Below are 10634 nucleotides of genomic sequence, written 5' to 3'. Positions count from 1 at the left end.
CTAGAAAACAAAATTAAGAAAATAAGGCCATGAAGGTTTTTAGAGAACTGAATTCTCAAACCTTATGGCTTATTTTTTTGCTGACAACCCCTTATCAGCAATTTATGATACCTCTTAAAATGTAGGTTTAAATAAACTCAAAATTCTCAATTGCCCTGTATAAGGGCTTATTTTTTTTACTCTATAGGAAATTATAAATTTTTTAAACTGTAACTTTGGTAACTGAATAAAAGTATCAACTATTTTGAGCAACGGAGTCCGTTAGGACTCGTTGGCGACATGAGCCATGCGATAGCATGAAGCGAATTTTTTTAGTTATTTAGAATTTAATTTTGAGTCTACTGAATCATTTATTTCTTTAAATACTTTAAACATCATATCATTAAATTCTTTTGATGATTTAAAAAATATATCGACTTCTTGGATTTGAGATAGACTTTGAAACTGTTTATTAAGTTCGGCTAATCTATATTGCATATCTTTTTGAGTTTTTTTTGAGCTATATATCTCCGTTTGTTTTTTTCTAAAATCATCTACTTTTTTCTTTAAATCTTTGTTTCTATCAATAATTGCTTTTGCTTTTTTTAACTGTATAAATTCATTAGTACTTATAATAGAATCAATAAATTCTTTGGTTTTAATTTTTCTACTCATTAAAAGCACCCCTTTAAAATAGTTTATAATTAGGTCTTTATCATTATATTCAAAAAAGATTTATACGTTACTAATTTTTATATTTTTTAATTCTAATGTTAAATATCCCTTCATATAATTAATGTATAAGGATTGGGAGGTGGTATTGTTTGGAAATTAAATGGAATACTAAGGCTGTACTGTATGGTATAATAGCATTAATCCTTGTAATTGGAGGATTTTTAGTGGTACCTAAATTCTTAGGAGAAAAAGGGGAACCTGTTGAATTTACACTAGTTGAAAGAGATGAGATACCTGAGAAAATTTTGGATGTAATGCCAAAATACGTAGATGAAGAAAGAGCATTAGCATGCAAAATTCAGGATAAAATATATGTTATAGCAACGAGAGGGGAAAACAAAGATTATGGAGTAGAAATAGAAAAAATAGAAATGCTAAAAGATGAAGATAAGATTACAATGAAAGTATATTCTGTTTATAAAAAACCTGAAAATTCACATCCATACATAGTTGTAGAAACTAATTTAAAAGAACTTCCTGATAAGGTGGAATTAATAAATAAAGTTGAGGAAGAATAGTAAAAAAGCTGCTAACAAAATAATGTTAGCAGCTTTTTGTGAAATTTCAAAAAAATGACTTGATATTTTATTTTTAAAGTGATTTTTTTGTTTTTTTGGGTAAAATAAAATATAAAAGAGTTAAAGGGGGATGAATATGATAAATATTAATAACTTTAAGGTTCCTATTGATGACTTAAAAACAAAATGTAGTTTAGATGATTTTAATTTTAATACAACAGAAGATTTAAAACCATTAAAAGGAATTATTGGGCAAGAAAGAGCAGCTTATGCCATGGATTTTGGACTTAAAATGAAAAAAAGAGGATATAACATATACGTTGCAGGACTTAGTGGAACAGGAAGGACAAGCTATACTTACTCTTTAATAGAAAAAATAGCAAAGTATAAAAGGAATAATAAAGATTTTGTATATGTGTATAATTTTAAAATACCTAATGAACCAATTGCTTTATCATTTGAAGCTGGACAAGGAAAAGAGTTTAAAAAAGATGTAGAAGAAATTGTAGAAAAGCTTAAAGAGGAAATTCCAAAAAACTTTGAATCAAAAGAATATGAAGAAAAAAATGCATATATAGTAGCTCAATATGAACAAATGACTCAAAATGTAATAACAGAACTAAATGAGTTTGCAAAAGAAAGAGGATTTACTTTTCAAGTAACTCAAAGAGGATTAGTTAGTATTCCTTTAAAAGAAAATAAAACTCCAATGCTTGATGAAGAGTATAAAAGCCTTTCTCAACAAGAACTCAATACAATAAGAGAAAAAGCAAATGAATTAAATAAAGATATAACAGACTATGTAAATAAAATAAAGGGATTAGAGGAAGAATTTAAGAATAAAATTTTAGAGTTGGATAAAAAAATTGGAGAAAATATTGTAGATTTTTATATAAATTATTTAATAGATAAATATGGATATAACGAAAAAATATTAACTTATTTACATGATATGAAAGAAGATATTGTAGAAAATATATCTAAATTTAAGAAAAATGAAAATGAAGAAAAAAATATGTTTGCTTTTATGCAAAAGGATGACAGTAAATTTTTCTTAAGATATAAGGTGAATTTATTTATAGATAATAGTGAATTAAAAGGTGCTAGAATTGTAAATGAAACTAATCCTACTTATTATAATTTAACTGGAATGATAGAGTACAAAAATGAAATTGGTGTGCTTACTACTAGTTATTTAGAGCTTAAGCCAGGGGCTATTCATAAGGCGAATGGAGGATTTTTAATATTAAATGTTAAGGATTTATTCTCTCATCCTTTTGCTTGGCAGGCACTTAAAAGAGCATTAAAAACTGGCAAAGTAACCATGGAAACACTAAATAAGCAGTATGGATATATAGTAACATCTACATTAAAACCAGAACCTATAGATATAGAGGTAAAAGTAATATTAATAGGGGATAGCTATACATATAGTTTTTTATATGCATATGATGAAGATTTTAGAAAGTTATTTAAGATAATGGCAGATTTTGATATTGAAATAAATAGAAATGAAGAAAATTTGTATAAAATAGCTAGGTTTATAGCAACTCATTGTGAAAAAGAAGGATTAAAGCATTTTGATAAAGGAGCTATTGAAAAAGTAATAGAATATAGTTCTAGAATTTGCGAAAATAAGGAAAAGTTAAGTGCTAGATTTAATCAAATAGTAGATATATTATACGAGGCAGATGCATTGAGTGATGAAAATTCAAAATATGTAACAAGAGTTGATGTGCAAAAGGCAATAGATGGTAAAAAATATAGGAATAATAAGTATGAAGAGAAATTAAATGAAATGTTTAAAGATGGAACCTTAATTATTGATATTGAAGGAGAAAAAGTAGGACAAATAAATGGACTTGCTGTAATGGGAACTGGTGAATATTCATTTGGAAAGCCGTCTAGAATAACAGCATCAACATATAAGGGAAAAAAAGGAATCATAAATATAGAAAGAGAAGTAAAGCGTAGTGGAAGCAGCCATGATAAGGGAGTATTAATATTAAGTGGATACTTAGGTGGAAAATATGGGAGAGAAAGACCTCTTTCTTTAACTACATCTATAACTTTTGAACAAAATTATTCAGGGATAGATGGAGATAGCGCATCAAGTACAGAATTATATGTAATAATTTCAAGTATTGCTAATGTTCCTATAAAGCAGTATATAGCAGTTACAGGATCTGTAAGTCAAAAAGGAGAAATTCAACCAATTGGTGGAGTAAATGAAAAAATAGAAGGATTTTTCGATGTTTGTAAATTAAAAGGACTTACAGGAAAACAAGGAGTAATGATTCCAAAGCAAAATGTAAAAAATTTAATGCTTAAAGATGAAATAATAGAAGCTGTTAAAGAAGGTAAATTTCATATATATTCAATAGGTCATATAGAAGAAGGACTTGAAATTTTAACAGGGCTTTCTATGAAGGAAATAGATGAAAAAGTAAATAAATCTTTAGAAAAGTTAGCAGAAGATGATGAAAAAGATGATAAAAAGGATAATTAAGCCTTAAGGCTTAATTATCCTTTTTTCAGTTATTATATAATTAAGTTTTGCATCATGTTCTTCTTTTGGTATACTATCAAATATTTGAAGCTCAAAAGCTATTCCTATAGTTTTAGCATCTTTTCTTAATGTTTCTAGGAATCTATCATAATATCCTCCACCGTATCCTAATCTATAACCATTTATATCATAAGCAACAGCAGGAACTATAACAATATCTATTTCATTATTATTTACAGGTCTTATATATTCTTCTTTAGGTTCTCTTATTCCATATGTTCCTATTTTAACTTCTTTTTCAATATCTTTTATTTCAGACAATAAAAGCTTTCTTTCTTCTACTATGCTTATTGGAACAATAATTTTTTTTCCAAGAGATATTAAATGGTTTATAATTATATCAGTTTTAACTTCTTTGTTAAAATCAAGATACGCCATTATAGTATTTGAATTCTTTATTTCATCTAATTTCATTAGATTATCAAAAACTTTTTTTGATTTTTCTAATACTAAAGAATCACTTTGCTCTTTTCTTATTTGTAGAACTTTTTTTCTAAATTCCTTTTTCAATTGATTATCCCCCTTTATCTTTTTTAATAAATTTAGACATAAACAAACAAAAACCCTTTAATAGGTAAGGCAAATTCTCCTATATTATTTATCTTAATTGAAGTTTTAATGTATTTCTTGTTATAATATAATAGTCAGATTTTAAATATATAACTGGAGTTGATATAGAGTGATAGAATTTAAAGATGTAAATAAAACTTATAAAAATGGAAAAGTAGCTCTTTCTAATATAAATTTAAAAATAAATAAAGGAGACTTTGTATTTTTAGTAGGATCTTCTGGCGCGGGAAAATCTACATTTATCAAATTGCTGTTAAAAGAAAAAGAAGTAACTACTGGAAAAATAATAATAGAAGGTCAGGATGTTACAAAAATTCCTAGAAGAAAGATTCCTAAATTTAGAAGAAGCATAGGAGTTGTATTTCAAGATTTTAGATTATTACCAAATAAAACAGTTTATGAAAATGTAGCATTTGCCATGGAAATAATAGGGCAAAGTAGTAAAAATATAAGAAGAAGAGTTCCTTTTATACTTGGCATGGTAGGACTTAGTGAAAAAGCTAAATCCTATCCAAATGAGCTTTCAGGAGGAGAACAGCAAAGGGTAAGTATAGCTAGAGCTATAGTTAATAATCCTTCACTTTTAATTGCAGATGAACCTACGGGCAACCTAGATCCTTCTACGGCAAATGAAATAATGAACCTTCTTGTAGATATAAACAGAAGAGGAACAACTATAATAATGGCTACCCATGCAAAGGATGTAGTTGATAAAATGAGAAAAAGGGTTATTGCACTAGATAAAGGAAAAGTTGTAAAGGACGAAGAAAGGGGAACTTATAATTATGATAAATAGCATAATCTATAATATAAAAGAGGGGGCTAAAGGAATTCTAAGAAATCCTACCATGGCAATTGCATCAGTGGGTTCTGTTGCTGCATCATTATTTATACTTGGAATTATATTCAGCATAGTTTTAAATATAAATAATTTTACAGTACTTATTAAAGGTCAATTTGACAATGTACAAGTTTATTTAGAAGAAGGTTTATCTTCACAGGATATATTTAATTTAAAAAAAGAAATAAAAAAAGTAGATGGCGTAAAGGATGTAACCTTTGAATCAAAAGAAGATGCGTTAAATAAAATGAAAAAAAGATGGGGAAAAGAATCCTATCTTTTAGAGGGATTGGACAACCCTCTTCAGAATTCTTATATAATAGAAGTTAATGAATTACAAGATATAAGCAAAGTTGCAGAAAAAATTAAAAAATATGATGGGATAGAGGAGGTAAAATATTATAAAGATGTAGTTGAAAAACTTATGAAAATATCTAATTTAGTAAAAACTTCAGGGATTTTTATAATAGGTTTACTTGTAGCTCTATCTTTATTTATAATTTCAAATACAATAAAATTAGCACTTCATTCTAGGAAGAAAGAAATAAACATAATGAAATATATAGGTGCTACAGACTGGTTTATAAGAGGGCCATTTATAGTAGAAGGTATAATACTTGGAAGTTTGGGAGGAATACTTGCTCTTAGTATAACTTATTTTGGTTATAATTATTTTTATAATAAACTTAATATGCCTTCTTATTCCATATTCTCAGGATATGTTCTTCCTATTTCTAGTATAATAAATAGTTTAATTTTAATATTTATGGTGATGGGAGTAGGAATAGGTATAATAGGTAGTGTTATATCCTTAAGACGATATTTAAAAGTTTAAAGGTCCTTATGAGAGGAGGAAAGGTATGAGAAAAATAGCTTTTATTTTATCGGTTTTGATAATATTTAGTTCACTCAATGCATTTGCAGAGAATTTGTCTGACTATCAGAAAAAATTAAATAATGCTCAAAAAAGCATGAATAATATAAATAAGGCATTGAATGAAAATAAGAAGGCTCAAAAAAGTGTTCAACAAAAAATTGACAAGTTAAATACTCAAATAGATGAAAAAGAAAATATTATTGTAAAACTTCAAAGAGATTTAAATGCAACTAAAAATGATATAAAAGTAACTACTGAAGAAATAAAAACTTTAGAGAACAAGATTGAAGAAAATGAAGAACTTTTAGGAAAAAGACTTAGAGTAATGTATAAAACCTCTGATATTAGTTATATTGAGGTTCTACTTAGCTCTAGAGATATATCGGAGCTTCTTTCTAATTTAGATATGATTAAAAGGATTGTAAACTATGATAAAAACTTATTAGCAGAGCTTAGAGAAGATAAAAAAGCTGTAGAGAACAAAAAGGAAGAGCTTATGACTAAAGAAAAAAGAATGGCTTCTTTAAAAAGAGAAATAGAAATTGAAAAAGGTAGACTTGTTGCATCTAGAGGAAAGCAAAGTAAATTAAAAAAACAGTTGGAATCTGATGAAGCCAAAATGGAAAGAGATATAGATGAGCTTAATAGATATGCTAAATCTTTAGAAACTCAAATCAAAAAATTACAATCAAAAGGTGATTATACAGGTGGAGTAATGGCTTGGCCAGTTCCTGGAAGAACTAGAATTTCATCTCCTTTTGGTATGAGATATCATCCTATTTTAAAGAAAAAGAAAATGCATACAGGTATAGATATTCCAGCTCCTGTTGGGACAAATATAGTAGCTGCTAATGATGGTAAAGTAATTAGTGCTGGATGGCTTGGAGGATATGGAAAAGCTGTTATTATTGACCATGGCGGTGGAATAGTTACTCTTTATGGGCATAACTCTAAGCTTACAGTCTCTGAAGGAGACAGCGTAAAAAGAGGACAAACTATAGCAAAAGCAGGTTCAACTGGTAGATCAACAGGACCTCATTGTCATTTTGAGGTTAGAAAAGATGGAAAATATGTTGACCCTGTGCCATGGGTTAAATCAAAGTAGAAGTTATAAAAAAACATATTAAACATATAATAAATTATAAACCGAAAGATTTTGCAGAATTATTAAATGTATCTGTAAAAACTTTACAACGTTGGAATAGAGAAGGATGAAGAAATTGCTAAAAGCATACAAAACAGAAATCAAACCAACCAAAGAACAGATACAAAAAATTAATCAAAGTATTGGTATTTGTAGATGGCTTTATAATCAATATTTAGCTAAAAATCAAGAACTTTATAAGCAATTTAAAGAGGGATTAATAGATAAGAAGCAAGCTTTTATTAGTGCCAATGACTTTGATAAATATATCAATAATGAAGTTAAAGTTCAAGATGAATACTCTTGGATAAATAAATGTAGCTCTAAAGCTAGAAATAAGTCTATTTGTAATGCTGAAACTGCTTATAAAAGATTTTTTAATGGGAAAAGTGGTTTTCCTAGATTCAAAAAGAAAAATAAACAAGAAGTTAAATTATACTTTCCTAAAAACAACAAAACTGATTTTAGAATAGAAAGACATAGAATTAATATTCCTACGCTTAAATGGGTTAGGTTTAAAGAAAAAGGTTATATTCCAACTGATAAAAAAGTGGTTAATGGGACTGTATCTCAAAAAGGTAATAGATATTTTATATCTATAATTATTGAAGAAGATGTTTATAGTGAATTAAATCCAACTAAAAACGAAGGAATAGGAATTGATGTTGGAGTGAAAAATTTAGCAGTATGCTCAAATGGAATGACTTTTAAAAATATTAATAAAACACATCAAGTTAAGAAACTAGAAAAGAAGCTAAAAAGAGAACAGAGAAAACTTTCAAGGAAATATGAAAGTTTGAAATTAAGAAATAAAAAAGAGAAAGGAGGTACTGCTACTAGACAAAATATCCAAAAACAAATAGCTAAAGTACAAAAACTTCATCAAAAACTTACTAATATTAGAACTGATTATATTAATAAGGTAATCAATTCAATAGTAAAGCAAAATCCAAGCTATATTACTATTGAAGATTTAGCAATATCAAATATGATGAAAAATAGGCATTTATCTAAGGCTATATCACAACAAAAACTATATGAATTTAGAGTTAAATTAACTTATAAATGCATGATACACAATATAGAACTTAGGGTGGTAGACAGATGGTATCCATCGTCTAAAATGTGTTCTAGTTGTGGGAATATAAATAAGAATTTAAAGCTAAAAGATAGGATATATAAATGTGAATGTGGTGTAGTATTAGATAGAGATATAAATGCCAGTTATAATCTTAAAAATGCCAAAATATACAAAGTTGCATAATCAAGCAATTGTATATATGTACCGATGGCTAGTCGGGAATTAACGACCTCGGAGAGTTAAGAAAACTGTGGTAGCTTTGGCAAAGCAGAACTCGTTGAACAGGTAAAAATCTCGATATGGGTATATTTGTCCATATTTTGAGTAGCAGATGCATTAAATGATATCAAAAAAAAAGGCTGCTATTTGGGGGAGTATATTAGTTTTATTAACTTCTCTGATAACTGTAAATGTACAGTTAGTATTAGGAGATAAGGTTTTAGTTTCAAGAAAAGTATTTGAGGAATATAATAAATTTTCTAAGCTGTATTCACTTAAGAAGGTAATAGAAGAAAATTATTACACAAAGGTAAATGAAGAAGATTTAATAAATGGAGCAACTAAAGGTTTGTTTGAAGGACTTAATGATCCATATTCTCAATATATGACAAAAAAAGAATTTGAAGATTTAATGGAGTATACTCATGGTTCTTATAGTGGAATTGGTGTTATTGTAATGCCAGGAGAAGATGGGCTTATTACTGTAGTATCTCCTATAGAAGATACCCCTGGATTTAGAGCAGGGATTAAAGCTGGAGATAAAATAGTAAAGGTAAATGGCAAAGATGTTACGGCTAAAGAAATGGATAAAGCTATATCTATGATGAAAGGGAAAAAAGGAACAAAAGTTATAATAACAATTTTAAGAGAAAGCAAAGAACCTTTTGACTTAACTATAAAAAGAGAAGAAATAAGGCTAAAAACTGTTAAATCTCAAGTTCTTGAAGATAATATAGGATATATAAGAATTACTACATTTGATGAAAAGACTGCTGGTGATTTTAAAAAGAACTTAAAAGAATTACAATCTAAAAATATAAAAGGATTAATTATAGATTTAAGAGATAATCCTGGAGGTCTTTTAGATCAATGTCAGAAAATAGCAGATGAACTAATAGGTGAGGGAACTATAGTTTATACAAAAGACAATAAAGGGAAGAAGGAATATTTAAAATCTGATGCTAAAAAAGTGGGCATTCCACTTGCTCTTCTTGTAAATAAAGGATCTGCTTCAGCATCTGAGATATTATCAGGAGCTGTAAGGGATAACAAAGAAGGAGTACTTATTGGAACTACTACCTTTGGTAAGGGATTAGTTCAAAGAGTAAAACCTCTTAAAGATGGATCTGGGTTTAAACTGACAATAGCTCAATACTTCACACCAAATGGAGAATATATACATGGAAAAGGAATAAAGCCAGATATAGTAGTTGAAAAAGTAGAAGAACAACTTCCAAAAGCAATAGAATATATTAAAGAACAAATTAAATAAAAAAAAAGAAATGACTGCAAAATTGCAGTCATTTCTTTTTTTATAATGAATAGGAAATTATAATCCTTTTAAATTGTGGATAAATATAATTTCTGTTATGAATTTCAAAAAAGTCTACATTTAAAATCTTTAGACTAAAGACTTTTTTATTTAATTTTAGCATGGATCAGGCTTAAAGTATTCTATATCTTTTATATTTTTCTTTTTAACTTGTTTATAGTACCATCTTCTCTCGCATGGATTCCATCTACACAGATAACAATACTCTCTGTCATCTTTTTTTATATACGCCAGATAATTAAAACCATTCTTATGATATACATATGCAAACTTATTAATTTTTTTTCTATAACCATATTCTTCTGATTTTTCTATGTTTGAAAAAGGTGAGAAATACTCATACATAAAATTCACTCCTTTAGAACAATTAAATTTTCTTGCACTATATTTTATTACAAATTAGTTTAAATGTGATTTTTTTAGAAAAAATTTTTGATATATTTTAAATATTGATGAATAGTATTTAAATTTGCTACACATAATATAATTGGTAGTAAAGTTTTAAAAAAATTTTTAAAAAGTGTTGACAATAAAAAAATAAGATGATATAGTAATATTTGTCGTTAAGACACGAAAAATTGAACTTTGAAAATTAAACAGTAGGTCATAATGAATCACACCACGTGATTCTGGATAAAAAATATGAAGCCAAGTTTATTTTGAGTAAATTAAGTTTGTTTTGAGAGTTTGATCCTGGCTCAGGATGAACGCTGGCGGCGTGCCTAACACATGCAAGTCGAGCGAGGAGATAAGAGCTTGCTCTTTGAT

General features: G+C 27.6%; 10 protein-coding genes and 1 rRNA gene. 8 read left to right on the top strand and 3 right to left on the bottom strand.

The features are described 5' to 3' along the window. Positions 1–315: 315 nt before the first annotated feature. A complete protein-coding gene (locus BUA77_RS11735) occupies positions 316–654 on the bottom strand; it encodes a YlbF family regulator (protein WP_072890466.1) in 339 nt (112 codons plus the stop codon). 149 nt (positions 655–803) lie between these two features. On the opposite strand from BUA77_RS11735, the gene BUA77_RS11730 reads away from it, so the two are divergent. Both BUA77_RS11730 and BUA77_RS11725 read left to right on the top strand, forming a co-directional pair. Then, entirely contained in the window at positions 804–1232 is a 429-nt protein-coding gene (locus tag BUA77_RS11730; RefSeq protein WP_072890462.1) for a hypothetical protein, read from the top strand. 136 nt (positions 1233–1368) lie between these two features. Next, positions 1369–3741 carry a Lon protease family protein gene (locus BUA77_RS11725; protein WP_072890458.1) on the top strand — a complete coding sequence of 791 codons (2373 nt, stop codon included), beginning with the start codon at positions 1369–1371 and terminating at the stop codon, positions 3739–3741. 3 nt (positions 3742–3744) lie between these two features. On the opposite strand, the gene BUA77_RS11720 is transcribed toward BUA77_RS11725, so the two are convergent. After that, positions 3745–4311 (bottom strand): 5-formyltetrahydrofolate cyclo-ligase, encoded by a 567-nt coding sequence (locus tag BUA77_RS11720; protein WP_072890455.1) that lies wholly within the window; start codon positions 4309–4311, stop codon positions 3745–3747. A gap of 169 nt (positions 4312–4480) precedes the next feature. Here BUA77_RS11720 and ftsE point away from each other — a divergent pair, with 169 nt between their 5' ends. The 5 genes from ftsE (at position 4481) to BUA77_RS11690 (ending at position 9806) form a co-directional block, all read left to right on the top strand. Next, positions 4481–5167, top strand: coding sequence for a cell division ATP-binding protein FtsE (ftsE, locus tag BUA77_RS11715; RefSeq protein ID WP_072890452.1), 687 nt, complete (start codon positions 4481–4483; stop codon positions 5165–5167). Next, complete coding sequence (ftsX, locus tag BUA77_RS11710) at positions 5157–6047, top strand: permease-like cell division protein FtsX (protein ID WP_084605757.1); 891 nt, start codon at positions 5157–5159, stop codon at positions 6045–6047. Before ftsE ends, ftsX begins: the two co-directional genes overlap by 11 nt. 25 nt (positions 6048–6072) lie before the next feature. Beyond that, complete coding sequence (locus tag BUA77_RS11705; protein ID WP_072890445.1) at positions 6073–7194, top strand: murein hydrolase activator EnvC family protein; 1122 nt, start codon at positions 6073–6075, stop codon at positions 7192–7194. A gap of 106 nt (positions 7195–7300) precedes the next feature. Next, the gene (locus BUA77_RS11695; protein ID WP_330390106.1) at positions 7301–8497 is read left to right on the top strand and encodes an RNA-guided endonuclease InsQ/TnpB family protein; all 1197 of its coding nucleotides are present in this window, start codon (positions 7301–7303) and stop codon (positions 8495–8497) included. Positions 8498–8654: 157 nt separating this feature from the next. Continuing rightward, positions 8655–9806 (top strand): S41 family peptidase, encoded by a 1152-nt coding sequence (locus tag BUA77_RS11690; protein ID WP_072890439.1) that lies wholly within the window; start codon positions 8655–8657, stop codon positions 9804–9806. A 156-nt stretch (positions 9807–9962) separates the two neighbouring features. Here BUA77_RS11690 and BUA77_RS11685 read toward each other — a convergent pair whose 3' ends face one another. Then, positions 9963–10211, bottom strand: a complete 249-nt coding sequence (locus BUA77_RS11685; RefSeq protein ID WP_072890435.1) for a hypothetical protein — start codon at positions 10209–10211, stop codon at positions 9963–9965. A gap of 330 nt (positions 10212–10541) precedes the next feature. Between BUA77_RS11685 and BUA77_RS11680 the strand changes: the two genes are divergently transcribed. Further along, positions 10542–10634 (top strand): 16S ribosomal RNA (locus BUA77_RS11680); the annotation flags it as partial.

It is taken from the genome of Tepidibacter formicigenes DSM 15518, assembly GCF_900142235.1.
Taxonomy (GTDB): Bacteria; Bacillota; Clostridia; order Peptostreptococcales; family Peptostreptococcaceae; genus Tepidibacter; species Tepidibacter formicigenes.
The sequence above is the reverse complement of the archived record's forward strand: the minus strand, read 5'-3'. Positions and strand labels throughout refer to the sequence as shown.

What these genes read in the sequence shown, in the direction of transcription:
- BUA77_RS11735 (WP_072890466.1), bottom strand. Translation starts at nt 654, where the DNA reads ATGAGTAGAAAAATTAAAACCAAAGAATTTATTGATTCTATTATAAGT.
- BUA77_RS11725 (WP_072890458.1), top strand. Translation starts at nt 1,369, where the DNA reads ATGATAAATATTAATAACTTTAAGGTTCCTATTGATGACTTAAAAACA.
- ftsX (WP_084605757.1), top strand. Translation starts at nt 5,157, where the DNA reads ATGATAAATAGCATAATCTATAATATAAAAGAGGGGGCTAAAGGAATT.
- BUA77_RS11705 (WP_072890445.1), top strand. Translation starts at nt 6,073, where the DNA reads ATGAGAAAAATAGCTTTTATTTTATCGGTTTTGATAATATTTAGTTCA.
- BUA77_RS11695 (WP_330390106.1), top strand. Translation starts at nt 7,301, where the DNA reads ATGAAGAAATTGCTAAAAGCATACAAAACAGAAATCAAACCAACCAAA.
- BUA77_RS11690 (WP_072890439.1), top strand. Translation starts at nt 8,655, where the DNA reads ATGATATCAAAAAAAAAGGCTGCTATTTGGGGGAGTATATTAGTTTTA.
- BUA77_RS11685 (WP_072890435.1), bottom strand. Translation starts at nt 10,211, where the DNA reads ATGTATGAGTATTTCTCACCTTTTTCAAACATAGAAAAATCAGAAGAA.